At 54.3% G+C, this 22,921-nt stretch carries 27 protein-coding genes, 1 tRNA gene, 1 pseudogene and 1 riboswitch; of the genes and pseudogenes, 14 read left to right on the plus strand and 15 right to left on the minus strand.

Annotation, left to right across the window (positions count from 1 at the left end; genetic code table 11):
- Window positions 1–424 precede the first annotated feature (424 nt).
- Complete coding sequence (locus AC52W5_RS11650; protein ID WP_495671119.1) at window positions 425–1,183, plus strand: hypothetical protein; 759 nt, start codon at window positions 425–427, stop codon at window positions 1,181–1,183.
- Window positions 1,184–1,224: 41 nt separating this feature from the next.
- On the opposite strand, the gene ychF is transcribed toward AC52W5_RS11650, so the two are convergent.
- The 8 genes from ychF to AC52W5_RS11690 all read right to left on the minus strand — a co-directional run bounded on the left by ychF (window position 1,225) and on the right by AC52W5_RS11690 (window position 8,594).
- Window positions 1,225–2,316, minus strand: a complete 1,092-nt coding sequence (gene ychF, locus AC52W5_RS11655) for a redox-regulated ATPase YchF (RefSeq protein ID WP_074972261.1) — start codon at window positions 2,314–2,316, stop codon at window positions 1,225–1,227.
- 228 nt (window positions 2,317–2,544) lie between these two features.
- On the minus strand, window positions 2,545–3,120 hold the full coding sequence (gene pth / locus AC52W5_RS11660; RefSeq protein WP_495671120.1) for an aminoacyl-tRNA hydrolase: 576 nt from the start codon (window positions 3,118–3,120) through the stop codon (window positions 2,545–2,547).
- Window positions 3,121–3,278: 158 nt separating this feature from the next.
- Window positions 3,279–3,965 carry a 50S ribosomal protein L25/general stress protein Ctc gene (locus AC52W5_RS11665; RefSeq protein WP_107762471.1) on the minus strand — a complete coding sequence of 229 codons (687 nt, stop codon included), beginning with the start codon at window positions 3,963–3,965 and terminating at the stop codon, window positions 3,279–3,281.
- Between the two features lie 160 nt (window positions 3,966–4,125).
- The gene (locus AC52W5_RS11670) at window positions 4,126–5,076 is read right to left on the minus strand and encodes a ribose-phosphate pyrophosphokinase (RefSeq protein ID WP_495671121.1); all 951 of its coding nucleotides are present in this window, start codon (window positions 5,074–5,076) and stop codon (window positions 4,126–4,128) included.
- Window positions 5,077–5,200: 124 nt separating this feature from the next.
- Window positions 5,201–5,275, minus strand: a tRNA-Gln gene (locus AC52W5_RS11675).
- A 1-nt stretch (window position 5,276) separates the two neighbouring features.
- Window positions 5,277–6,161 carry a 4-(cytidine 5'-diphospho)-2-C-methyl-D-erythritol kinase gene (gene ispE, locus AC52W5_RS11680; RefSeq protein WP_074972266.1) on the minus strand — a complete coding sequence of 295 codons (885 nt, stop codon included), beginning with the start codon at window positions 6,159–6,161 and terminating at the stop codon, window positions 5,277–5,279.
- Entirely contained in the window at window positions 6,136–6,852 is a 717-nt protein-coding gene (gene lolB, locus AC52W5_RS11685) for a lipoprotein insertase outer membrane protein LolB (protein WP_133668126.1), read from the minus strand. The genes ispE and lolB overlap by 26 nt, the downstream gene beginning before the upstream one ends.
- A 20-nt stretch (window positions 6,853–6,872) precedes the next feature.
- Window positions 6,873–8,594: a tetratricopeptide repeat protein gene (locus AC52W5_RS11690; RefSeq protein ID WP_495671122.1), complete on the minus strand. Its 1,722-nt coding sequence runs from the start codon at window positions 8,592–8,594 to the stop codon at window positions 6,873–6,875.
- Between the two features lie 225 nt (window positions 8,595–8,819).
- Between AC52W5_RS11690 and AC52W5_RS11695 the strand changes: the two genes are divergently transcribed.
- The 7 genes from AC52W5_RS11695 to AC52W5_RS11725 all read left to right on the plus strand — a co-directional run bounded on the left by AC52W5_RS11695 (window position 8,820) and on the right by AC52W5_RS11725 (window position 14,402).
- Window positions 8,820–9,563: an ABC transporter ATP-binding protein gene (locus AC52W5_RS11695; protein ID WP_495671123.1), complete on the plus strand. Its 744-nt coding sequence runs from the start codon at window positions 8,820–8,822 to the stop codon at window positions 9,561–9,563.
- Window positions 9,560–10,294, plus strand: coding sequence for an ABC transporter permease (locus AC52W5_RS11700; protein WP_074972275.1), 735 nt, complete (start codon window positions 9,560–9,562; stop codon window positions 10,292–10,294). The genes AC52W5_RS11695 and AC52W5_RS11700 overlap by 4 nt, the downstream gene beginning before the upstream one ends.
- A gap of 29 nt (window positions 10,295–10,323) precedes the next feature.
- Window positions 10,324–11,649, plus strand: a complete 1,326-nt coding sequence (locus tag AC52W5_RS11705; protein ID WP_495671124.1) for a GldG family protein — start codon at window positions 10,324–10,326, stop codon at window positions 11,647–11,649.
- Window positions 11,650–11,797: 148 nt separating this feature from the next.
- Entirely contained in the window at window positions 11,798–12,616 is an 819-nt protein-coding gene (gene mutM / locus AC52W5_RS11710; protein ID WP_495671125.1) for a bifunctional DNA-formamidopyrimidine glycosylase/DNA-(apurinic or apyrimidinic site) lyase, read from the plus strand.
- A gap of 14 nt (window positions 12,617–12,630) precedes the next feature.
- Window positions 12,631–13,446 (plus strand): pyrroline-5-carboxylate reductase, encoded by an 816-nt coding sequence (gene proC, locus AC52W5_RS11715; RefSeq protein WP_495671126.1) that lies wholly within the window; start codon window positions 12,631–12,633, stop codon window positions 13,444–13,446.
- Window positions 13,447–13,509: 63 nt separating this feature from the next.
- The gene (locus tag AC52W5_RS11720) at window positions 13,510–14,082 is read left to right on the plus strand and encodes a YggT family protein (protein WP_074972283.1); all 573 of its coding nucleotides are present in this window, start codon (window positions 13,510–13,512) and stop codon (window positions 14,080–14,082) included.
- Window positions 14,083–14,084: 2 nt separating this feature from the next.
- Window positions 14,085–14,402, plus strand: a complete 318-nt coding sequence (locus tag AC52W5_RS11725; protein WP_074972285.1) for a DUF167 domain-containing protein — start codon at window positions 14,085–14,087, stop codon at window positions 14,400–14,402.
- A gap of 74 nt (window positions 14,403–14,476) precedes the next feature.
- On the opposite strand, the gene AC52W5_RS11730 is transcribed toward AC52W5_RS11725, so the two are convergent.
- The gene (locus AC52W5_RS11730; protein WP_495671127.1) at window positions 14,477–15,700 is read right to left on the minus strand and encodes a hypothetical protein; all 1,224 of its coding nucleotides are present in this window, start codon (window positions 15,698–15,700) and stop codon (window positions 14,477–14,479) included.
- A 41-nt stretch (window positions 15,701–15,741) separates the two neighbouring features.
- On the minus strand, window positions 15,742–16,323 hold the full coding sequence (locus AC52W5_RS11735; protein WP_495671128.1) for a TMEM165/GDT1 family protein: 582 nt from the start codon (window positions 16,321–16,323) through the stop codon (window positions 15,742–15,744).
- Between the two features lie 8 nt (window positions 16,324–16,331).
- A riboswitch (yybP-ykoY riboswitch) is annotated at window positions 16,332–16,502 on the minus strand.
- Between the two features lie 60 nt (window positions 16,503–16,562).
- Here AC52W5_RS11735 and AC52W5_RS11740 point away from each other — a divergent pair.
- A pseudogene (locus AC52W5_RS11740) lies at window positions 16,563–16,919 on the plus strand (LPD38 domain-containing protein); the annotation flags it as partial.
- 145 nt (window positions 16,920–17,064) lie between these two features.
- Here the strand turns inward: AC52W5_RS11740 and AC52W5_RS11745 are convergent.
- From AC52W5_RS11745 to AC52W5_RS11755, 3 genes are all read right to left on the minus strand, one after another.
- Window positions 17,065–17,466, minus strand: coding sequence for a PIN domain-containing protein (locus AC52W5_RS11745; protein WP_074972293.1), 402 nt, complete (start codon window positions 17,464–17,466; stop codon window positions 17,065–17,067).
- Window positions 17,453–17,686, minus strand: coding sequence for an AbrB/MazE/SpoVT family DNA-binding domain-containing protein (locus AC52W5_RS11750; RefSeq protein ID WP_074972674.1), 234 nt, complete (start codon window positions 17,684–17,686; stop codon window positions 17,453–17,455). The genes AC52W5_RS11745 and AC52W5_RS11750 overlap by 14 nt, the downstream gene beginning before the upstream one ends.
- A 126-nt stretch (window positions 17,687–17,812) precedes the next feature.
- A complete protein-coding gene (locus AC52W5_RS11755; protein ID WP_495671129.1) occupies window positions 17,813–18,001 on the minus strand; it encodes a hypothetical protein in 189 nt (62 codons plus the stop codon).
- Window positions 18,002–18,338: 337 nt separating this feature from the next.
- Here AC52W5_RS11755 and AC52W5_RS11760 point away from each other — a divergent pair, with 337 nt between their 5' ends.
- The 5 genes from AC52W5_RS11760 (at window position 18,339) to AC52W5_RS11780 (ending at window position 21,368) form a co-directional block, all read left to right on the plus strand.
- Window positions 18,339–18,530, plus strand: a complete 192-nt coding sequence (locus AC52W5_RS11760) for a hypothetical protein (RefSeq protein WP_074972295.1) — start codon at window positions 18,339–18,341, stop codon at window positions 18,528–18,530.
- A 44-nt stretch (window positions 18,531–18,574) separates the two neighbouring features.
- Window positions 18,575–19,546, plus strand: a complete 972-nt coding sequence (locus AC52W5_RS11765) for a CorA family divalent cation transporter (RefSeq protein WP_074972298.1) — start codon at window positions 18,575–18,577, stop codon at window positions 19,544–19,546.
- 174 nt (window positions 19,547–19,720) lie between these two features.
- Window positions 19,721–20,185, plus strand: coding sequence for a cupredoxin family protein (locus AC52W5_RS11770; protein ID WP_133668107.1), 465 nt, complete (start codon window positions 19,721–19,723; stop codon window positions 20,183–20,185).
- Window positions 20,182–20,655, plus strand: coding sequence for a DUF411 domain-containing protein (locus AC52W5_RS11775; protein ID WP_074972301.1), 474 nt, complete (start codon window positions 20,182–20,184; stop codon window positions 20,653–20,655). The genes AC52W5_RS11770 and AC52W5_RS11775 overlap by 4 nt, the downstream gene beginning before the upstream one ends.
- Window positions 20,652–21,368, plus strand: a complete 717-nt coding sequence (locus AC52W5_RS11780) for a c-type cytochrome (protein WP_495671130.1) — start codon at window positions 20,652–20,654, stop codon at window positions 21,366–21,368. Before AC52W5_RS11775 ends, AC52W5_RS11780 begins: the two co-directional genes overlap by 4 nt.
- Window positions 21,369–21,686: 318 nt before the next feature.
- On the opposite strand, the gene rplS is transcribed toward AC52W5_RS11780, so the two are convergent.
- Window positions 21,687–22,094, minus strand: a complete 408-nt coding sequence (rplS, locus tag AC52W5_RS11785) for a 50S ribosomal protein L19 (protein WP_495671131.1) — start codon at window positions 22,092–22,094, stop codon at window positions 21,687–21,689.
- 54 nt (window positions 22,095–22,148) lie between these two features.
- A complete protein-coding gene (trmD, locus tag AC52W5_RS11790) occupies window positions 22,149–22,919 on the minus strand; it encodes a tRNA (guanosine(37)-N1)-methyltransferase TrmD (RefSeq protein WP_495671132.1) in 771 nt (256 codons plus the stop codon).
- Between the last annotated feature and the right edge of the window lie 2 nt (window positions 22,920–22,921).

The raw sequence follows: 22,921 nt of genomic DNA on the forward strand, positions 1-22,921 counted from the left end.
GGTGAAGTAAATTTTATCTTTGGAGAATAAGCTCAGTTCAATATCCAAAATTCGTGAATCGCCATACTTCCTCGTCCTACTGTTGTGCTAAAAATCTTGGGGCACAACGGGAGTCAGATCACCCATATCCGAAAAATCCTAAAGACTAGCAAGATATTTTGATAACTCTATGGACATACCACCTTCTCAAATTAATAAAAGGTTTGCCATTAAACTAGCCCGACTTACATGGGAGCGTAATGAGAAAGTCCCTATTGAATTAATACGCTTTGCGTCCGAGAACCATGACAATTGCACAAAATGCGGCCACATGTTCGAGGAGTCGGATACCTCGTATTGGGGGTTTGGTAGTGCCGGCGACCCAATGTACGTGTGCAAGAAATGCTCTCCTGATTTAGCGGAAACCGTGAGACGTGAATACTTCATGGCTCGCTGGTATAAAGTGCCAGAGGCAGAAAGCATCTTATGGAGATATATGGACTTCACAAAGTTTGTTAGTCTCCTCTCCACGAAAACCCTATATTTTCCAAGCGCAGTTTGTTTTGATGATATTTGGGAGGGGGCAAAAGGGCTACGAAAGAACAAATGGTTATGGGATGAATTCTTTCTGGATTCGTTCCGGAATTCACTTCGCACTATCCCTACTAATATCCGTCCACCCCTGTCTGATGAGGAGATCGAGTCGGAGGCAATAAGAATGCTGCGTGAGCTTGAAGAAGGTGGAGAACTTGATCGAAAGAGAACGTTTATAAGTTGTTGGCACGAGAACGAGTTTGAATCTGAAGCGATGTGGAAGCTCTATTCATCGTCCGTGAATAATGCAATTGCTATAAAAACTACATACGAACGCCTGTACCAAGCTCTCGGGAGGGATCCAGAAATTAAAATTGGCAGAGTTGAGTATGTCGATTTGCACAGTGATTTTGTGGATCTGAACGCTGCCTTTTGGCGAAAGCAGAAATCATTCGAACATGAACGAGAGGTACGTGCGCTGCTGATGAAGCCGGAGCATATCGAGTTAGGTTTGGCAATCCCATGTAACGTTGAGAAACTTATAGAGCGAGTAATTGTTTCACCCCTTGCTCCAAAATGGTTTTTTGAGTTGGTTGATGACGTAAGTACAACCTATGGGTTCAAACTGACAATAGAAAAATCATCATTGATTCAAGATGTATTCTTCTAGAAGAATGGTTGTTGCCCGCCTAAGTCCAGCAAAATCCAAAGCTAGACGTTAAACCTAAAATGCATCACGTCCCCATCCTTGACGACATACTCCTTGCCTTCCAGCCGCATCTTGCCTGCTTCCTTGGCGCCCTGCTCGCCTTTGCAGGCGACGAAGTCGTCATAACTGATGACCTCGGCGCGGATAAAGCCCTTCTCGAAATCGGTATGGATGACGGCAGCGGCCTGGGGCGCGGTATCGCCTTTTGATATCGTCCAGGCGCGCACCTCTTTCACTCCGGCGGTAAAGTAGGTCTGCAGCCCCAGCAGTTGATAGGCTGCGCGCACCAGCCGGTTAAGCCCTGGTTCTTCCAGGTTCATGTCGGCGAGAAAAACCTGCTTGTCCTCATCCGGCATCTCGGCAATTTCGGATTCGAGAGCGGCACAGATGGCAACGACAGGCGCGCCCTCGCCTGCCGCGTACTCTTCCACACGCGTGAGCAGCGGATTGTCGGTGAATCCTTTTTCATCCACGTTAGCCACATAAATGGCGGGTTTGGCTGTGAGCAGGCATAGCGGCTTGAGCAGTTCCTGTTGTTCTTTATCCAATCCAAGGCTTCTGACCGGCTTGCCCTGGTCGAGATGCTCCCTTACCTTTTCGAGCAGCGCCACGAACTTGACCGCTTCCTTGTCACCGGACCTGGCGAGTTTGGTTTCCCGTTGCAGCGCCTTTTCGACGGTTGCCAGATCGGCGAGTGCCAGTTCAGTCTGAATGGTTTCGATATCCGAGATGGGATCGACCTTGCCGGAGACGTGCACTACGTTGTCATTCTTGAAGCAGCGCACCATGTTGATGATGCCGTCGGTTTCACGAATGGTGGCAAGAAACTTGTTGCCGAGCCCCTCTCCCTTCGAGGCACCTGCGACAAGACCGGCAATATCGACAAATTCAACCACTGCCGACTGCACCTTTTGCGGCTTGACGATCGCAGCAAGTTCAGTCAGACGAGAGTCGGGAACTTCGACGATGCCGACATTCGGTTCGATGGTGCAGAAGGGGTAGTTCTCGGCAGCGATGCCAGCCTTGGTGAGGGCATTGAAGAGGGTGGATTTTCCGACGTTGGGCAAGCCAACGATACCGCATTTCAGGCTCATGGTTTGATTTGGTTACTCGTTCGAGGAGGCTGTAATGGTAATGGTTAGAAGAGTATCAGGGCGAGATTTCAATCATTCTCAAGGTACAGGTTAAATACGTTCCAGATAATCAACTTTCGGTGGGTTTATCCCGAATGCATTCGACCCTTCGACAGGCTCAGGGCGAACGGTGGAGAAGATAGAATCAAGAGGAACGAAACTGCCCAACTCAATGTCAGCCTTGAAATATCAGCCTTGCTTCTGGGTATGCAGCTTCATCATTGCGGCCTGATAATTGCCTTCCGCGATGAGCGGCCAGACTTCCAGGCTGTCGTTTATGGCCGTGTCGATCAGCGTCGCTTCTTCCTTGCGCGGGGGCTGCAATACGTAATTCACGACGGCATGCTTTTCTCCCGGATGGCCGATGCCGATCCGCAGGCGCCAGAATTCCCTGGTACCGAGATGCGCGACAATGTCTTTCAAGCCATTGTGACCGCCCAGTCCGCCGTCGAGCTTCAGCCTGGAAACGCCCGGTGGCAAATCCAGTTCGTCGTGCACTACGAGCATCTGTTCAGGCTGAATCCGGTAGAAACGGCACAATGCAGCCACTGCCCTTCCGCTGGCATTCATGTAGGTCTGGGGATTGAGCAGCCAGGACTCAGAATCACCCCGGCCGATACGCGCGCACAAGCCGTGAAACTTCGCATCGGCCTTCAGCGTGACGCCCAATTGATCCGCCAGACGGGCTACCCACCAGGCACCGGCATTATGGCGTGTTGCCGCATATTCCCTACCCGGATTGCCAAGGCCGACGATGAGCTTCACTGGATAAGACCCGAATCATTAAAACGAAAAGCCCGCGAAGCCAGAATGACCCCGACGGGCTGAAAAACTGATGTGATACCGGTAAATGCTGCACTGAGCGGATGCCGTGATTCCACTCGCACCTTCCTGCGGAAGGCACTGCTCCGCCCTCCGCGGTCTTACTTTTTCTTTCCGGCGTCTTTTTTCTCGCCTTCCTTGGCGACGCCTTCTTTCTTCTGTACGGAGGTGGGTACGTCTCCCGCTGCTATGCCTCCGGCCGCTTCCTCAGCCGCTACCGCACGCGGAATGGCGATGGTCGCCACAGGGAGGTCTTCACCTTTTATCAGCGACGGAATTTCAACTCCTTCCGGCAACTGCAGGTTGCTCAGGTGTATGGTATTTCCGGCTGCAAGTTCACCCACATCTACAGAAATGAATTCAGGCAGATCCTTGGGCAGGCAGGAAACATCCAGTTCGGTAAGCACGCGGCTCACCAGTCCTCCGGCCAGTTTCACCCCTGGGGCAATATCTTCGTTGATGAAGTGCAAGGGCACTTTCATATGGATTTTCTTGTTCGAAGCGACACGCTGAAAGTCGATATGCAGCACCTGGAGCTTGAAGGGGTGCATCTGTATATCCCGCAGCAGCACCTTTTCTTTCTGTCCCTCCACGCTCATCGTCAGGATGGAAGCATGAAAGGCTTCCAGTTTGAGCTGGTGATAAAGATCGTTGTGATCGAGTTCGATCGGTTGCGCCGGGTTTTCTCCACCATAGATGATTCCCGGTACCTTGCCGGAACCCCGCAGGCGGCGGCTCGCACCTTTGCCCTGCAATTCGCGCTTTTCGGCGCTGACTTCAATTTGCATCTACTTTCTCCAGAATGTGGATCATCCGCGACCAGATGAATCCGATTAATAAACCTGTATATTGGGCTATCCTGCTCAAATCTCGGGCTATTCGCTGTCAGCTTGCTTCCCGTTTTGCTTCTTCATGCCGATATGTAATGTGTAATGCCTGGAACTCGCGTTACTCCATGAAAAGCGAACTCACGGAATCTTCGTTACTGATCCTGAGCATCGTTTCCGCGAGCAGGCTTGCCACGCTCAGCTGCTCTATGCGGACACATGCCCTGGCATCCTCCCGCAGCGGAATGGTATCGGTGACAACGAGCTTGTCTAGGGCGGAATTCTCGATCCGCTCCACGGCACTGCCCGACAGCACCGGATGCGTGCAATAAGCCAGCACGCGTTCCGCTCCCTGCTCCTTGAGCGCGTGCGCTGCTTCGCACAGGGTGTTGGCGGTATCCACCATGTCGTCCATGATCACACAGGTGCGCCCGTCCACCTCGCCGATGATGTTCATGACCTTTGCTACATTCGCTTTGGGACGCCGCTTGTCTATGATGGCAAGGTCGCATTCGAGCCGTTTGGCCATCTGGCGCGCGCGTACTACTCCACCGACATCAGGGGAAACCACCACCAGATTCTTGAAACCATTTTTCCAGAGATCGCCCAGCAAGATAGGCATGCTGTAGATGTTATCCACGGGTATGTCAAAAAAACCCTGGATCTGGTCCGAATGCAGATCCATCGTCAGCAACCGGTCTATGCCGACACTGGTGAGCATATTTGCCACTACCTTGGCCGTAATGGGTACCCGCACCGAGCGCGGGCGCCTGTCCTGGCGGGCATACCCGAAATAAGGCATCGCGGCGGTGATGCGCGACGCGGAGGCCCGTTTTAGCGCATCCACCAGCACCAGCAATTCCATCAGCGTATCGTTGGTGGGCATGCAGGTGGATTGCAGGACGAATACATCCTTGCCGCGGACATTCTCAAGGATTTCCACCATTACTTCGCCATCGCTGAAACGGCCCACCGTGGCACGGCCGATGCGAAGATTGAGATGCCGCACGACATCCTGCGCCAGCTTGGGATTGGCGTTGCCCGTAAAAACCATCAAGCTATCGTAGGCCATGAGGAAACCTAAAAGTCCGAAAATGCGGAACCGGTGCAACCGATGGAACCGGCAGATGGGGAATTCATGGGAGCGAACAGGGACTGGCGGCAGGCCCACCCGGACGAATCATGGAGCTTAAAACTGGCTGGGGAGGTAGGGATCGAACCTACGAATGCCGGAATCAAAATCCGGTGCCTTACCACTTGGCGACTCCCCAATTATTGTTCTGCAAAATCATGCAAGGGGTGGCGATCAAGTCCCTGCGCCACAAAACCCTTCATACCGTATGGAACCTTCCCCAGCGCCGCTCTGGCCCCGGATTCGGTCGCAAACTCGGCAAAAACGCACGCGCCTGAACCCGTCATGGCGGCCATCCTTGCACCCTCGAGCTGCCGCAACCACTCAAGATGGCGTGCTACCTCTGGGTATGAGGCACATACCACCGGCTCGAGATCATTATGCCCCTGCTCGGTGGAAAAGGGCGGTATTTTGATCGGAATCGTGTTTCGTGTCAATTCCTTACTCGAAAAAACCTGTGCCGTTGATACGTGCACAGGGGGCGTGAGTACCAGGTACCATGCCGGGGGCAGCGCGATCGGCAGGAGTTTTTCGCCGATGCCTTCGGCAAAGGCATTTCCACCGAAAACGAATACGGGAACGTCCGCCCCCAGCGCCGGAGCCAGTTTCAAAAGCTGGTTCCGGCGCCAGCCCAGCTTCCACAAGCGGTTGAGCGCCAGCAAGGTGGTAGCTGCATCCGAACTGCCGCCCCCCAGGCCGCCTCCCATCGGGATGCGTTTTTCCAGAAAAATGTCCACCCCCCAGAGAGCACCGCTTTCCCGTTGCAGCAGCTTTGCCGCGCGCACGCACAAATCCTGCTCTTCCGGCACCCCCGGAGTGGGCGTATGCAACCTGATCACACCGTCCGCGCGTAGCCCGAAATGGAGCTGGTCGGCGAAATCCACCAGGCGGAAAACGGTTTGCAGAAGATGGTACCCATCCTCCCTGCGTCCCACCACGTGCAGGAACAGATTGAGCTTGGCAGGCGCAGGACAGCTCAGTTCCGCCTGCGAATCCGCTTCAGTCGTCGACAGTATTCCATTCATCTATTACCAGCCTTATCCGCAGACCGTCACGGTTAAGTGTCAGCAGTCTGGCACGCGCAGCTTCTGACTGTGGAGTTTCAGCAGCTACCACCGGCGAGTAGCCTGCATAAGTGATTTCCCATCCGTTCTGGCGAACGGCTGCCACGCGGCCCGCAATATCAAGGTCGATTTCGGAGGGCGTGTCCGGCGAATTCGTGCCTTGCACCCAGTACTGCAAACCCGAGAGTGGCAAGCGCCAGCCCAATACCCGTTCTGTGAGTTCTTCCACATTATCGGCGTAATAATGTTCCTGCTCGGCAGTTATCAAAGACACCCCATCGGCTGTGCGCTCAATCTGCCCGACAGCCTGACCTATGGGGGAGAGAAGGAGAATCTGATCGCTGTCCTGCAAGTGGCGCCACTGAACTCCACCGGAAAAACCGTCTCTGCCTTCTTTCACCGATACCCTGCCAATCAGCCGGAAGCCCGCGCTTTTCGCTTCCATCGCGCCGGGTTCCATGATAACAGTGCTGGCTACATTCTTTTCTTCTGGAGCAAGGGTCGCACAAGCGGAAAAAAAAGCAGGCGCCAGAAAAACAAGATGCCATGAACGCAAGGAACCAAGGGAGGGCAGGGAAAATCTTCCGAAATTTTTCAACTTCGGACAAGCCGGGTTCACAAAGCGAACAGGCTGCGAATCAACGCAGGGCATTCTCTATTCCACCCTCACCGCTACTTCATGAACTTCTTCATCACGCCAATCAACGCTTCGTTGCCGGGATGATTCTTGAGCGCCGTCTGCCAGATCTCTTTCGCTTCGTCCTTCATTCCCTGCATCCACAACACTTCCCCCAGGTGAGCAGCGATTTCCGGATCGGGATTCATTGCAAACGCCTGTCGCAGGTAGCTTAAACCCTGGTTGATGTCCCCCATGCGATAGTGCACCCATCCCAGACTGTCGATGATGTAGGGATCGACAGGAGAAAGCTTGATCGCTTTCTCGATCAGTTCCAGCGCCTCCGGCAGGCGCCGGCTGGAGTGCTCGGCAATACCGTAACCCAGGGCGTTGTAGGCGTGGGCATGGTCGGGCCTCAGTTGGATCAGTTTGCGCAGATCCTGCTCCATGATATCCGCCTTGCCTATTTTCTCCGCAGCCAGGGCACGGTCATAAAGCAGCTCGGGAGAATCGGGAAGGTTTTCAAGACCGCTGCTCAGGAGCTGAAAAGCTTTCCTGTAAGCCCCCGACTCGCGCAACAATTGCGCCTCGGCGATGATCACCTGTGCGCGCTGCTGGTCATTGGCCACCGGCAGTTGCTGCAAGTGCTGGAGACCCTCCTTCATTCTGCCCGTTCTGCTCAACAGGATGGCATATTTGATCTGTGCCGGGATAAACTGGGTTCCATCCGTAACCGAACGATACCAGTTCAGCGCCTGGGGGATCTGCTGTTTTTTTTCACTGATGCCGCCGAGATAAAAGCGCACCATTCCCGGGTCCCGATACCCCAGTTCCAGCGCTCTTTTGAAATTCGACTCGGCTACATCGTAGTTCTGTAACTCCAGGGATAACAGGCCGACGGCAACGGCAACATCCGGGTTATCCGGATTTTCTGTCAGCAATTTCTGGAACTGCTCCCGGGCTTTGCTATAATCCCTTTCAGCCAGCAGCAGGCGTGCATAGGTGATGCGTGTATCGTTGGCCTTGGGATAGCGCTTGAGATAATCGTCGAAAAACTCGATTGCCCGGGCGTTGGATTCGCGTGCCAGGATACGTCCTTCGTAAATTGCCGCCATCTCCCACTCCGGCCGCAACGCCAGCGCTTTTTTCATTTCTTCCAGAGCGGTATCGAAACGCTCGGCAAACCACGCTGCCTGGGACTCGGCAAAATGCGCTTCCGGCAGATCGGGATAAGGTTGCGCGAGCTGCTGTACCAGTTCGAAGATTGCACTTTTGTTGGGACTGCGCACCAGCAGGCTGTTCAGTTGCATGAAAGCATCATCGATCTTGTCTCCCGCAACTGCCAGCAATTTTTCCAGATGGGGACGGGCTTCATCCAATCTGTCAAAATGCACCAGCAATGCTGCCATCATCTGACGGGCTGGAATCGATTCCGGATCGAATTCTGTCCAGATTTTTGCCGCTTCGAGGGCGAATGCCGGCTGGCGCGCCTGGAGCGCGGCTTCCGTGGCGCGCTGGGCCACGCGCGGATCCTGAGTGCTTTTTGCAAGCTTGAGATAAGTACGAAGACCGATTTCCGTGTCGCCCCGCTGCAGCGCTGTCTCCGCCAGCAGAAAATCGAACAGCATGGAGGGAGTCAAATCCTGATTGGGTAATCTTGACTGCTCTGATTCCTTCTTCTCTGCCGGTTTTTCCGCCTTGAGAGGAGTCTTGGCAGGAAGATGTGAGCAGGCGGCAAGAAAGAGCAGCGATAATGCGCCGGGAACTTTAAGACTCATGCGGAAATCCGGAAGATTCGAAAAAGAGGCTGCAAATGGATGGGTTCCTTCAGCACAGCCCACATATTAGGTATATTTTACGCTTATCACAAGTAGACACCTGAGCCGTAATATCTGCCCGCAAGGATTTACCGGAGGCGCCAGCTCCACCGTTGCGCGCTGCCTTCCACTGAAATGGAAAAATGAACTTCGATCCATCCGCCAACCTGAATCATTGATCTTGTCATGTCTGCAAAAACAGAACAGAAAACCGTTTCAGCACATGGCCTGAGTCGTTATTTTGGCGCTCGCATTGCCGTTGACCAGGTCAGCCTGGAACTGGGACAAGGGGAAGTGCTTGGTCTCCTCGGACCCAATGGCGCGGGCAAGACGACGATCATGCGCCTTCTTACCGGAAATCTTGCTCCCAACAATGGCAAGGTCGAAATCTGCGGCATGGATTTGCAGAAACAAACACTCAAGGCGAAAGCCTGTATCGGCTATCTGCCGGAGATACCCCCCCTCTACCGGGAGTTAACGATAGATGAGTATTTACGGCTTGCGGTGAAATTGCGTCGTCTCGCCCGTTCGAAAACAGACGATGCAATCAGGAAGGCAGTGGAACGTTGCGGGCTGGAGAATGTGCGCCGGCGACTGATCGGCTCCCTGTCAAAAGGCTACCAGCAGCGCGCGGGTATAGCTCAGGCCATCATTCACGATCCGGCAGTCATCATTCTCGACGAACCGACCTCGGGGCTGGATCCCAACCAGATGCGCGAGGTCCGGTCACTCATCCGTGAACTTGGCGCAATGAGAAGCGTGATTTTTTCAACACACGCCTTATCGGAGGTTGAGAGCGTGTGCGACCGTGTGCAGATCATCAACCACGGACGACAGGTGTTCGAGGGCTCGGTGGATATGATGAAGCTGGAAGGAACCCGGCTCGAAGAGATATTCACGCAATCCACCATGGAGAAAATTGAAACTTGATTACGATCATTGCCCGGAAGGAGCTGGGAGTATTGTTCGGGTCCCCTTTGGCATGGGTAATACTTGCGCTGGCGCAACTGGTATTCGCCTGGTTTTACCTGGCGAATCTTGAAAGTTTCCTGCAGGTTCAACCGCAGCTGATAAGAATTGCCCACCCGCCAGGAGCAACCGAAGCAATCGCGGCTCCGTTATTCTCCATAGGTGCAGTCGTGCTGCTGATGATAACGCCGCTTTTGACCTCCCGTCTCATTGCCGAGGAGCGCCGCAATCACACCTTGCCTTTCCTGATTTCCGCACCTGTTTCAATGACGGAAATTGTCCTGGGAAAGTTTCTCGGCCTGATGACTTTTCTCTCGGCCATCATCGCCCTGATTGTCGCATTGGCGGTTTCCCTGCTTGCGGGAGGCAAACTGGATTTCGGCCTGTTGCTGAGCAACGCTGCTGGCCTGTGGCTTCTCTCAGCCTGTTTCGTTGCGCTCGGGCTATATATCTCCTGCCTCAGTACCCAACCTGCCATCGCTGGAGCAGCGGCGCTCTGCATACTTTTCGCGTTATGGATCATGGATAACGCTGAAAGCGGAGAAAACGGCATAACGCGCAGCTTGTCCCCGTTCGCTCATTTTGAAAATTTCAACCGGGGAATGATCGATACATTCGATCTTGCTTATTTTGCTCTTTTCATTTTCTTTTTTCTGGCCTTATCCGTTAGCTGGCTAAAACTGTACAGGTAGGTATGCTACTCAAGAGGAAAAAACTGCGCTTGCGCTGGACACAAAGCGCAACATTTTTGATATCGCTCATACTGCTGGTAGCGTTGCCCGGTTACCTGGCCTGGGAGAATCGCATCCAGTGGGATGTCACCCAGAACGAACGCAACAGCCTGAGCCCGACCAGCCTGGAGGTGCTGAAGCAAATGGAGGGCCCCCTGCTGGGGAGTGTCTACATATCTCCCCAGGATCCTCAACTTGGCAATATATCCAAGATCATCCGTGACTTTCTGACACCTTATCAGCATGCCAAGCCTGATTTCGCTGTCACCTTTATCGACCCCTCCGAGCATCCCGAGCTTGCACGGGAGGCAGGTGTCGAGGGCAGCGGCGAAATGATCATCGAATATAACGGCAGGGTGGAACGGCTTACTACATTCAATGAGCATACGCTGATCAACTTGCTGATGCGGTTGATGCGCCCCGGCAGCAGACCGGTAGTAACGCTCAGCGGCCATGGTGAACGCAGGCTGGACGGTATTGGCAATCGTGACCTCGGGGAATTTGGGCAGCAACTGACGGCAAAAGGCTTCAGGATTCAACCGCTCAACCTGGTGACCACCCCTGAAGTGCCCGCAGATACGAGCCTGCTCGTCATTGCTTCGCCTCAGGCCGATCTGTCCGAGGGCGAGGTCGATCGAATACTCGCGTATATCGAGCGCGGCGGCAATCTTTTATGGCTGCTGGACCAGCAACCTTTGCACGGGTTGCAGCCACTGGCGGAAAAACTCGAACTGACGCTGACGCCCGGCGTGGTGATCGACCCCCAGGCGGGACAGTTGAAAGCACCCGTTACTTTTTCTGTAGGCGCAACCTACGGCGAACATCCCATCACTCGCAACTTTGATTACCTCACGGTATTTCCTTTTGCGCGCCAGATCACAATCAACGAAAACGATACATGGCACAGCCTCTCGCTGGTGGAGGCCGGAGAAAACGGATGGGTGGAAACAGGCGATCTGAAGGCCGGCATCGCATTCGATGCGATGTATGACGTATCCGGTCCGGTCAGTATCGCAGCTGTGCTGAGCCGCACGGTCAATGACCAGGAGCAGCGGGTCGCCGTTATCGGAAGCGGTTATTTTCTCGCCAACGCTTACCTCGGCTACGGCAGGAATCTTGATTTTGGCGTCAATCTCGTCAACTGGCTTGCCGGCGATGAAGACCTCATCGCTATCCAGCCACGAGCGACCATCGACAACAGCTTGACCTTGAAGGAACCAACGTTGACGATAATGGCCTGGGGATTCCTCATTGTGATGCCGCTGATTTTCCTTGGAAGCGGGATGATGATATGGTGGCGGCGCAAAAGAAGATAAAGAATGCTTCTCGCTGCTTCTCGCTCAGGATACGGAGTAACCGATCAGTCGGTGAATCCAGAATCCTGGACAACGTTCCCCATATCCTGAGCATACCCTGACCATACCGGCGATCTCTTTATCCCAACATTCCATCCCGACATTCGAATTGCCTGAACTGCCTGAAGTCGAAGTTGTCCGCCGCGGCATCGCCTCTGAACTCGAGAGGCGCAAGATCGCCAGCTTGACGGTCCGAAACCCGAATCTGCGCTGGCCGGTGCCAGACCTTGAGCGAACGCTTCGCGGCCTGGAAATCAGAACGGTAACGCGTCGCGGAAAATACCTTTTGCTCGACTGCGGTGCTGGCACGCTGATCCTGCATCTCGGCATGTCTGGCAGCTTGAGATTGCTTCCCCTTGCAGCTAATATCGCCCCACAAAAGCACGACCATGTCGATCTGCTCCTGGATAACGGCATGGTTCTCCGTTTTCGGGATCCTCGCCGCTTTGGGGCTGTGCTGTGGACTGCGGGAAATGCCGCCGACCACCCGTTACTGTCTCAGCTGGGACCCGAGCCTCTTACCGAAACATTCGACGGAAAGCTGCTGTACAGAAAAACCCGGAACCGTAGCGCCAGCATTAAAGAGGTATTGATGAACAGCCGCATTGTCGTCGGTGTCGGAAACATTTACGCAAACGAAGCGCTCTTTCTTGCCGGTATTCATCCCGCCATCGCTGCCGGCCGGATTGGAGCGAGGAGATGCGCGGGATTGGCGCAGGCGGTCAAGGAAACCCTCGGGCGCGCGATAGAAGCAGGTGGCAGCAGCTTGCGCGATTTCGTTGGCAGCGATGGCAATCCCGGATATTTCCAGCAGCAGTATTGGGTTTATGGCCGGACCGGGCAGCCTTGCCGAAAATGTGGTACAAATATCGAACAGATCAGGCAGGGGCAGCGTTCGAGTTTTTATTGCCCGCGTTGCCAGAAATAAATTTACTGGAATACATGAATATTACATTCATTGGTGGCGGCAACATGGCTTGCGCTTTGATTGGCGGGCTGCTGCAACAGGATTATTCACCGGCACAGATACGGGTAGCAGAGATCAACGCTGAAACACGCGAGAGAGTCCGGCGTGAGTTTGGCGTGGAGACAGTCGCGGAACTTGCGCGGGGGATGACCGACAACAGGGAGATAATCGTGCTCGCCGTAAAGCCGCAGCAGCTCTCCATCGTGGCGCGCGGGCTCGCGCCGCTGCTCAAGCAGAACCTTGTCATCTCGATTGCCGCCGGTATTCGGGCAGAGGCCCTTTCGCAGTGGTTCGGCGGGCGTGCCCGCGTCGTGCGAGCCATGCCCAATACGCCTGCGCTGGTTGGCTCCGGCGTTACCGGACTTTATGCAATGGCAGGCGTGAACGATGAGGAAAAACGTGAGGCGGAGGCCATACTCCGTGCGGTCGGCACTGTGCTGTGGGTTGAAAGCGAAGAACTGCTGGATGCAGTGACTGCCACCTCGGGCAGCGGTCCTGCTTATGTATTCTACTTCATCGAGGCCATGCAAAAAGCAGGACAGGAATTGGGGCTGGATGCGGACCAGATGCGCAAACTGAGCATTGAAACCTTTCTTGGCGCCGCCAGGCTCGCAAGTGAGAGCACGGATGAGGCGAGTGTTCTGCGTGCGCGGGTCACATCGCCCGGCGGCACGACGGAACGCGCGATAAGGTCGCTGGAAAATGACGATGTCAAAAACGGAATCATCCGGGCAATCCGTGTCGCATATCAGCGGTCACGCGAAATGGGCGACGAACTCGGCCGGACATGACAGAGTAGAATAAAGAATAACCCATGCGCGCAAGCCGCGCAGTAAAAAACGGATAATATTTTCATGATCAGTCAGATGCTCATATTTCTGCTCGATACCCTGCTGGGATTGTTTTCCCTGGCGCTGCTGCTGCGCTTTTATATGCAACTGGTGCGCGCGCCGTATGGAAACCCGCTCTCGCCGTTTCTGATTGCAATAACCGATTTTCTGGTCAAGCCCGCAAGGCGCGTCATTCCCGGTTATCGCGGCATGGATCTTTCAACGCTTTTGCTGGCATGGATTGCTCAAGTCATGTTGCTGGGGAGCGTGTTAATGCTGAAGGGTTACGACTTCAGCTCCACGATGGGCACTGCCGCGGGGGGACTGGCGCTCCTGGGGTTGGTGGAAATCATCAAGACGACGCTTTACATCATCATGGTGGCGATCATCATCCAGGCTGTGCTTTCGTGGATTAATCCCTACAACTCGCTGGCCCCGCTGCTCGACAGCTTTACCCGGCCGTTTCTAGGCGTTATCCGCGAGCACATTCCTCCCATCGGGAATATCGATCTCTCGCCGCTGTTCGTACTGATCGTCATTCAGTTGCTTCTTTTTGTAACGGCGGGAATGGAGCGGGAAGTCAGTCGCTTGTTCTGATCGTGGAAATCGCTTCAAGCGACGAATGGTATCGCCGCGATGATACCGGGAAGCGCCTGATTCTCACTCTGCACATACAGCCCGGTGCGAGGCGTACTGAAGTCGTCGGCCCGCACGGCGATGCCCTGAAAATCAAACTTGCCGCCCCACCGGTAGAAGGTGCCGCGAATGCTGCTTTGCTTGCATTCCTCGCTGGGGTTTTTGGAGTGCCTCAGCGTCAGGTAATACTCAGGCAAGGAGCCAGATCGCGACGCAAAATCATTGAAATCGAGGGGATGACCTGCGGAGCCGATATGCTATTGAAGCAGGCTGCCAGTTAATACTTCGGCTATCCGCTACTGTTGCAAGTTTCCCAATCAGCATTCCATGAGCAAGCGCTTTCAAAAAACTGCCGTTATTTTGCGATCGTGATGCTCGGCACTCCCGAGCGCGGCAGATCCGTAACCGTCATCTGGAACAGGAGATACAGCAGCTGGAAGGCGCTTCGGTTCCAGCGAGCCAGGGGTCCCCGGGTGCGTACCGAGTAATACTGATCATAGGCGTGCACCCACAGATCGGCTTCCGGGGGAGCCGAGTCTGTCACCAGCAGTTCCATGGTAGCAACAGGATTTTCATCATCCTCGAGGGGCGGTGTACGGAAGTCTTTCTCCACATGATATTCCGGCTCGTCGCCCAGGGTGCGTCCGAGGAAATTGAGAATGGCATGGAAGCTGCGGAGACGAAAAGTCCCTTTCATGGGCCACTCCCCGCCATAATGATTGGGGCGAATATCGAAAGCGACATCATTGGGGCTCCATTCACGCGCCTCATTGCTCAAGCGCTTGCGCTCCTCCGGTGAGAGGATGTTGGGGTCATAATTGGTGATGAGAATAGGTCCCGCTGCCTGCTTGACCAGGATGTAGGTGTTTTCTCGCGCGTCATAGCGTACGGAAAACTCTTTCTGCAGAGCCTGAAAACCTTCTGCCGTCACCGAGCCGGCGGGAATGGTCCAGGTCTGCTCCAGAATCAAAGGCTCCGCGTGGAGGTGGTTATTATCCTGTATGGCGGACAAATGCAGCACCACGCGCCTGAACATGCCGTAGCCGGGCGAATCAAAGGGGCGGTTGCGATAGGAAACCTGCCGGCCTTGGTTATCATTAATGCGCACTTCCTGGGCCATCAGCCGCATCAGGAGATCGATATCGAAACGCTGACGGAGCAAAAGCGTGAGTTTGTTTTCCTGAAATGGGGTAAGCAGACGCCGGGCAAACTCCTCTCCCTCTACGGGAACAATGGTGATCGTAGGATTTTCCGCCACGCTTCCCCCAAACACAGGCATCAGTATGCCGCCAGCATTTCCCGTCAACGCTGGGGTGGCGCCGGCACTGACACGGAAATCGAATGTTGCTGCAACGTTCGATACGCCGGTAAAGTGCACCGGCTGATTATGATAAGCACGCGCTATATTCACCAGCAGTTGCCTGGAGGCGGCGTTGGTCGTAGCCTCGTCATAAGCGCCTACAGCACGATTGAGTGCAATGGGGGATGCGCAACCACCCAGCAGAAACAGGGGCAGGAGCAGGAGCAGGCATGGGGGCTGCGGCAAGGTGTCCGCTTGTCCGGTAGGGAAAAAGGCCATTCGTCTTGTTCTCTTTTTTGCCGGATCATTTCCGGAATCTTTCAAAGCGCCAGATTTTTGCTCGCCTCAAGCAGGACCGCGATACCGATAAGGGCAAACACGGCTGCTGCAATTCCACGCACGAGGCGCGCCGGAATCCGATTCGCCAAGCGTTCGCCCAGATAGACTGCGGGAACATTCGCGATCATCATCCCGAGCGTGGTGCCTGCCACCACCGCAGAAAACATCTGATACTGCGCTGCCAATGCCGCAGTCGCTATTTGTGTCTTGTCGCCCATTTCCGCAAGGAAAAAAACCAGAAGCGTCGCGCTGAAAACATCGGCCCCGTCGCCCCCGGTTCCGGACTGCGCTTCATCAAGCTGATCGGGAATGAGCGTCCAGATCGCCATGCCGACAAACAGCAGGCCAAGTGTCCAGTTCAGGGTTTCGGGACCAAGTTGCGTGATGATCCACGAACCGATTGCGGCAGCGAAGGCATGGTTCAACAGGGTAGCGACGAGTATACCGAGCACGATGGGAACCGGCTGGCGAAATTTTGCCGCGAGGATAAAGGCGAGAAGCTGCGTTTTGTCGCCAATCTCTGCGAGTGCGACAACGCCAGCCGAAACAAGGAAAGCTTCCACGTTCTTACGCTCCAGACCGGACAAGAATCGAGACCACGCTTCTCCCCGGCCTTCCGGAGACAATGTGGTCAAAGGTCTTGCCAGGCACGGAACTGCTTGCACTATGACCGGACGGATCAAGTATGTTGATGCAAGCCCTTCAATTCGACGGAAGGAGGCTACTCCCCGATGACCGGAATATTCTACTTGCCGAATAAAACCCTGTCCATGCCTCAGGATCTGTTAACAAGCCCTGGTCAAGCCGATGCTCATGTGCTGTGGAACGCAAGATGTCCGAGGTCCTGTTCCGCGAGAATTACACGACCGTCAAAGGTGGGGTGGACCTCGCGAGCGTGTTCTTCGATGCCTTCAGCCCCGTGGGGCAGGGGGGTTCCGCACTGCAACTCGCTGCGCCCACGGTGGTCGATCCGTTCATCCAGTGGGCGGAAAACCGGAATTTCGCGGGAAATCCGCTGCGGCGCGAGCAGCATCCATTCGGGGTACCGAAGCCCGAGTACCAGATGGGCTTCCGCTCCACGAGCGCCCCTGCGAAGGGGCTGGCCGAGACCCTGAACGAGCTGTCAGGCGGCAACGCTGGTGAGTACGAATTGAAATGATGGTGTTACTTATCATTGACACTGCTACCGCTTTCTTCGCAACCAGCAAGGAAAAGCAACGTGAATACGACAATGATGTATTTCATACATGATCCTGAGTTTATAGCGCATCCATCGTCCAGCTAACCTTCCTCCTCATATCGAATCAGCAAAACGGATTCTGTATTCGTAATTGCCCGTCTATCAGCAGGCCGTGTTGCATATCCTCGGAGTACAACGTGTCGCACTGCGAGACCAGAGCAGCTGCCACGATCATTCCATCATAAACACTCAAGCCGTAACGCTCGGCTACCAGTCGCCCCCGATCATGTATCTCCAGGGTCAATGGTTCAGAGGGGCACATCGAACGAACCAGGGTGAGCACTTCGTTGACCTCGCGCCATGGCATGGAGAGTTTGCGTCGCATTACGTTAGCCATTTCATTCAGGACTTGTACGCTGATCGTGCCGCCAGTACGCACAACCTCTTCGGCGCAGGCTGCCTTGACTGTGTCTGCGGAGAGCAGATATAGCAGGACATTGGTATCGATGAAGCTAGTCACGCTCATTCGCTTCTTCGCGGTCAAACTTGAAATCTGCCGGTAGCTTGCCGCGATACTTGCGTAACCGCTCAAGGAGCGCTTCTGTGTCGGGCTTCTTCTTGATCTCGAATATCCTGTCGCCAGCGATGATGACCTCGATGTCATCTCCCTCACGCAGGCTCAACGCTTCAACAACGGAAGCAGGCAGACGAATCGCCAGACTGTTGCCCCATTTCGAGACTTGCATGGAACCCCTCATATGGATATACACGGAAAAAGTATATCTCATAACAGGAGCAATTTGTCGCCTCAACTAGCACTGAGATTCCTGCCTGGCAGGATCCTTCTGTTGGTTTTGTTTAATCCGCATAGGTCATCTGTCAAGGTTTGTAGATGTGTGCGTTCTTGCTTTCTCATTTTGCTGGTTCCCGAACAACGCCTGAATATTTTGTGCGTGACGAAGTGCAATGCGTCTTAGATGTTCACATTCGGATTCTTCCTCTTCTCCGAATGCTTGAATGAATCCGTTATCGTCCAGCTTCATACGGCCTTGGATAGTCATATCGCCTCTTCCTCGAATGTCATCCTTCCCTCCCCGCTGTTGATATACTCGAGCCTTGTGTCTCGGAAGCCGTGCCTCTAGCCTTCAATTTGCGGGATGACCCGCTGTACGATTACGTTGTCACCCTTGAAGCTGTATCCCTGTAGGAATCCGATAGCGACGAGATTATCCAACGCATTGCGACAATTCCGTTTGAAGCCGGCAGGCTAGGTACCGACTCTACCGGAAACCCACCGTGATTCTGCTAATCTGGATTTATATCGTCCATGAACCATGGTTTGCAGGAGAAAGCCATTTTGCATTAAATATTTACCAATGAGATGGACGAGGAGTACCCATGTTCAGAAAGAATCTCCCACAGCGTGACAGCAGGAGCCTCGAGAACGAGGTCATCCTGGCTGTGATCGCGCTGTACCTGTTGCTCGCACTCGTCATGACCGTCGTGCACTACATACAGCCGTCGGAACAGACCGCGACCACATCTTCCATGTCGCCTTCCCATCGGGGAAAAGCCGAAGCAAAAAAATAAACTGAAACCTGCGGTCGTACCACACCATAAAAGGAGAGTTCACCATGATTCGCAGTGTTGTGAGGGATAATCACTCACTCTGCGTCATTCACGGCCTGCCGCGGCGGGAGGGCGACGAGCATGTCGTCTGGCTGGAGATCAACGCGCCAACACCCGAGGACATTGTGTGTCTGAAGCAGCGCTTCGGCATCGATACGACGCCGCAGGCAGGCAGCGTCTCCGATGATGGGGCCTTCATGTACATGCGCGCCAAACTCCTCCGTCTGGGCAGCAACGGGACGCCGAGCTTTGGCGATGTAACTTTCATGCTGGGCGAGCAACTGGTCGCGATTCTCTGCCAGGACCCCGACTTCCACCCGTTCGACACTGCATTGCAGCGCATGAATCGCAGGCCGAATCATGCCCGGAATCCGAAATGGATACTTCGACTATTGTTGCAAGTGGCCAATGACAGTGCAGATACGGTAATAGATCGTCTCGCGGATGAACTGGAGCGAAGCGCAGAAGAGATTTCCGAAATATCGGATGGATATAACGCGCAGGGCAGGGAACTGGGTGTGCCTGACCTGATAGAGACCATGCAAGATCTGAATGAAAAGGAAGATATTATTTCGCGCTGCCTGGAAGCACAGTTGTCGCTGGCGCGTACCGTGCGTTACTTGAGTGGCGAGATCGATAATGTGGCGGAGGCAGAGCTGCAGGTATTGACCACGGAACTGGCCGAAGACGTGGCCGGCGTAAAGGAGCATGCCTACTTCGAGCACGAGAAGGTGCGATATCTGCAGAATGCGGTTACGAATATTCTCAACATCAAGCAGAACCAGATCGTCAAGGTCTTCACCATCATCACCGCGGTTTTCCTGCCGCCCACGCTGGTGGGCACCTTCTACGGGATGAACTTCGCCGTAATGCCGGAACTCGCATGGGAATACGGATTCATTTACTCGATGGGGTTGACGGTATCGGCTGCGCTGCTGCCACTTATATACATAAAACGCAAGGGATGGTTGCGATAAGATTGCGACCGTATGCAAAGCGGAGAACAGGTGCGGCGTGGAACTCCAAAACCGCATTTTCAGTCTATCGCGGCAAGTGGACATTTCTTTGCTATATTGGACTTGCAAAAAGAATAAAAAGACGACTGCTTGAAGAGGGCTAAGCGGGACCTCACATAGAAAGGAGAAAATCTCATGAAGAAGCTTCTGATCGCATCTGCTTTAAGCTTCGGCCTGGTTTCAATCGGCGCCCTTGCTCAGGAGGAAACGGAAGCCATAGGGAAGCCGGGCGACCCCAATCAGGTTTCCCGGATCGTTGAAATAATTGCGGTGGACAACCGCTTCAAACCTGACGAGATCAAGGTGAAACAAGGTGAAACCATAAAATTTCTGATCACGAACCTAGGCAAGAAAAAGCACGAGATGATGATCGGCACTGCGGAAGAAATTGATAAGCATGGTAAAATGCTGAAAAAACACCCTGACCATGCGCATCCGGACCAGCCGGATATGGTCTCGATCAAGCCGGGTAAGACCGGAGAGCTGGTGTGGCATTTCACGGAAGCAGGCGTAGTGGATTTTGCCTGCCCGCTGCCCGGCCACTTCAAAGGTATGAATTTCCCAGGTATGAAAGGCACAATCACAGTAGGAGCGAAATGAAAATATCGAGACATGCAGTATTAGCTGGAATCATGTTTGCTGCCTTTGGGGGCGGCGCTTATGCTTCCGCAACAGTTGACGTTTACAAAAGTTCCACCTGCAAGTGCTGCGCGAAGTGGGTCGATCATATGCGTGCCAATGGATTTACCGTGAATACACATGATGTGGGCAACAAGGAAGCCCGTGAGCAGGCGGGCATCGCCCCTGTACTCGGTTCATGTCACACCGCGCTGGTCGACGGCTATGCAATTGAAGGACACGTGCCTGCACAAGATGTCAAACGGCTTCTCAAGGAGCGTCCCAGCGCCATCGGTCTGACCGCTCCCGGCATGCCGCATGGTTCCCCTGGAATGGAAGGCGAGCGTAACGATCCATACGATGTACTTCTGATTAACAAACAGGGGGTCACATCGATTTATAGCCGTCATCTTCCTTCTGATCCGAAAGCATCTGTGATGAGACTCAAATGAGAAACTTCAGATCATCGCGCGATAGCGAGGTATGCGATAAAAAGCTTGCGGGTCCCGGCATTCTGGGCAGTAACTGTGGCGGTAACTGGAAAAATGACAGGCATGAGAGCCGGACAATCATGAATATGCGGTTATTGCTCCTGGCAAGTATGACGGTTGGACTGATCGCGGGATGCGGCGAGCCGAAGCAGCTCGCCTCGCCATCCGCAACCACTCCACCTTCCGCCACGGAGACTGCGCCACCCGAGGCGCCACCGGCGTCTTCTGCACCTCCTGCCGCGGAGTCCAGTACGGTTCCGGCTGAACCAACTCCACCTGCCGCTGCTCAGGTGGAGCAGCCTAAAAACCTCGCCGCACGCAAGTTGGCACCGGAAAAAATCAAGCGCGGTGAAGAGACTTATCGAAAGAATTGTGCAAGTTGTCACGGACCGAACGGTGAAGCTACACCAGGTTGGCGTACTCCGGGACCGGACGGGCGGTATCCTCCACCGCCATTGGATGGCAGTGCTCACGCCTGGCATCACTCAACGGAAACGTTGGAAAAGATGATTCAGGATGGCAGCGTGGATGGAGCTATGCCTGCCTGGAAGGGAAAACTGACAGACCAGCAGATCGGGGACGTGATCGTCTGGATCAAATCGCTCTGGCCCGATGAGGTTTATGATATCTGGTACAAGGAAATCGAAAACAAGCCGCAGCCGAAGCAGAATTAAGGGCTGACCAGCGAAGAGTGGGGTTAGGGTGAGGGCAGAAAGCCTTAACCCTAACCCCACAACACATGATCTGAATCGATGGCCTAATTCGCTGGATTGCTATGCTACAGTCCGTCCTGCCTTGACTGTCTCTTACCTTCGCTACCTTTGCGGATCCCGGACCAATCCTGAGTGAGTCGACGCCGAGTGACGAACGTGCGTAGCGCACAAGAGCATGAACGAGAGTAACGTGCACAAAGGTGCCCCCCTGTGCAGAAAGGAACCGCTGAGGACCTGCTCCGCGGTTCCTTGAAGCCGGTTTAATGCCGGCTTAATGGTTTAGGCCTGCTCGGTCTTTTGCGTTCCGTTTTCTGCTTTCCTGGCTGAAGCGCGAGCCGGCAGTTTTTCGCGAATGCGAGCAGATTTTCCGGAGCGATCACGCAGATAATAAAGCTTGGCGCGCCGGACCGCCCCACGGCGCTTGATCTCTATGCTTGCGATCAAGGGAGAATAGGTCTGAAACGTTCTTTCCACTCCCTCGCCGCTCGATACCTTGCGCACGGTAAAGGCAGAATTGAGACCACGGTTACGCTTGGCAATGACGGTACCCTCGTACGCTTGAATGCGTTTTCGGTCCCCTTCCACCACCTTGACGTTGACGACAACCGTATCTCCAGGGGCAAAATCGGGAATTGTCTTGCCCAGGCGGTTGATTTCTTCGCTTTCAAGTTGCTCGATCAGATTCATTTCGTGACTCCTTGCCTTATATTCCTTACGTTTCGGTAACTTTCAATTTGGCACTCAATTCGCTTCGTATGCGTGCTGGAATTCTTCCAGCAACTTCCGCTCTTCCGCGGTGAGGCCTTTCTCCATTTTCAATGACAGCAGGTCAGGCCGCCGCAACCATGTTCTTCCCAGGGACTGCTGTAGCCGCCAGCGTTCGATCCTCGCGTGATTTCCGGACAATAAGACCTCGGGCACTACGCTTCCCCGATAGACCTCCGGCCGGGTGTAGTGGGGAAAATCCAGCAAACCTGCTGTAAAGGAATCCTGATTCGCGGATTCCGGATCTCCCAATACGCCGGGCAACTGCCGCACCAGACAATCCATGAGCACCATCGCCGCCAGTTCACCGCCGGATACGACATAATCCCCAATGGAAATCTCATAGTCCACCTGACGTTCGATCAGCCGCTCATCCACTCCTTCATAACGGCCTGCCAGCAACACCAATGCAGACAATTCGCTTAACTCCGTCACCATGTTCTGGTTCAGCGGTCTTCCCTGAGGTGACAGATAAATTACTTTCGTGCTGCTGATACCACAGGCTCTTTGCCTTTCCCTGGCAGCAGTTATCGCTTTTTCCAGGGGCTCCGCCAGCATTACCATGCCGGGTCCGCCCCCGTAGGGCCGGTCGTCCACCCTGCGATAATTGTCCTCGGTAAATTCCCGCGGATTCCAGGTATACAGGCGATAAATGGCATTTTCATTCGCCCGCCCGGTTACCCCGAACCTGGTTACAGCGTTGAACATTTCGGGGAACAGGGTGATAACGTCGAAATCGAACGTCATAA

It is taken from the genome of Nitrosospira sp. CT (genome assembly GCF_059489795.1).

Bases quoted from the DNA above. Each gene is read 5' to 3' on its own strand.
- AC52W5_RS11650 (WP_495671119.1), top strand. From the start codon at position 425: ATGGCTCGCTGGTATAAAGTGCCAGAGGCAGAAAGCATCTTATGGAGA.
- ychF (WP_074972261.1), bottom strand. From the start codon at position 2,316: ATGAGCCTGAAATGCGGTATCGTTGGCTTGCCCAACGTCGGAAAATCC.
- AC52W5_RS11665 (WP_107762471.1), bottom strand. From the start codon at position 3,965: ATGCAAATTGAAGTCAGCGCCGAAAAGCGCGAATTGCAGGGCAAAGGT.
- AC52W5_RS11670 (WP_495671121.1), bottom strand. From the start codon at position 5,076: ATGGCCTACGATAGCTTGATGGTTTTTACGGGCAACGCCAATCCCAAG.
- ispE (WP_074972266.1), bottom strand. From the start codon at position 6,161: ATGAATGGAATACTGTCGACGACTGAAGCGGATTCGCAGGCGGAACTG.
- lolB (WP_133668126.1), bottom strand. From the start codon at position 6,852: ATGCCCTGCGTTGATTCGCAGCCTGTTCGCTTTGTGAACCCGGCTTGT.
- AC52W5_RS11690 (WP_495671122.1), bottom strand. From the start codon at position 8,594: ATGAGTCTTAAAGTTCCCGGCGCATTATCGCTGCTCTTTCTTGCCGCC.
- AC52W5_RS11695 (WP_495671123.1), top strand. From the start codon at position 8,820: ATGTCTGCAAAAACAGAACAGAAAACCGTTTCAGCACATGGCCTGAGT.
- proC (WP_495671126.1), top strand. From the start codon at position 12,631: ATGAATATTACATTCATTGGTGGCGGCAACATGGCTTGCGCTTTGATT.
- AC52W5_RS11720 (WP_074972283.1), top strand. From the start codon at position 13,510: ATGATCAGTCAGATGCTCATATTTCTGCTCGATACCCTGCTGGGATTG.
- AC52W5_RS11730 (WP_495671127.1), bottom strand. From the start codon at position 15,700: ATGGCCTTTTTCCCTACCGGACAAGCGGACACCTTGCCGCAGCCCCCA.
- AC52W5_RS11745 (WP_074972293.1), bottom strand. From the start codon at position 17,466: ATGAGCGTGACTAGCTTCATCGATACCAATGTCCTGCTATATCTGCTC.
- AC52W5_RS11750 (WP_074972674.1), bottom strand. From the start codon at position 17,686: ATGCAAGTCTCGAAATGGGGCAACAGTCTGGCGATTCGTCTGCCTGCT.
- AC52W5_RS11755 (WP_495671129.1), bottom strand. From the start codon at position 18,001: ATGACTATCCAAGGCCGTATGAAGCTGGACGATAACGGATTCATTCAA.
- AC52W5_RS11760 (WP_074972295.1), top strand. From the start codon at position 18,339: ATGTTCAGAAAGAATCTCCCACAGCGTGACAGCAGGAGCCTCGAGAAC.
- AC52W5_RS11765 (WP_074972298.1), top strand. From the start codon at position 18,575: ATGATTCGCAGTGTTGTGAGGGATAATCACTCACTCTGCGTCATTCAC.
- AC52W5_RS11770 (WP_133668107.1), top strand. From the start codon at position 19,721: ATGAAGAAGCTTCTGATCGCATCTGCTTTAAGCTTCGGCCTGGTTTCA.
- AC52W5_RS11775 (WP_074972301.1), top strand. From the start codon at position 20,182: ATGAAAATATCGAGACATGCAGTATTAGCTGGAATCATGTTTGCTGCC.
- AC52W5_RS11780 (WP_495671130.1), top strand. From the start codon at position 20,652: ATGAGAAACTTCAGATCATCGCGCGATAGCGAGGTATGCGATAAAAAG.
- rplS (WP_495671131.1), bottom strand. From the start codon at position 22,094: ATGAATCTGATCGAGCAACTTGAAAGCGAAGAAATCAACCGCCTGGGC.
- trmD (WP_495671132.1), bottom strand. From the start codon at position 22,919: ATGACGTTCGATTTCGACGTTATCACCCTGTTCCCCGAAATGTTCAAC.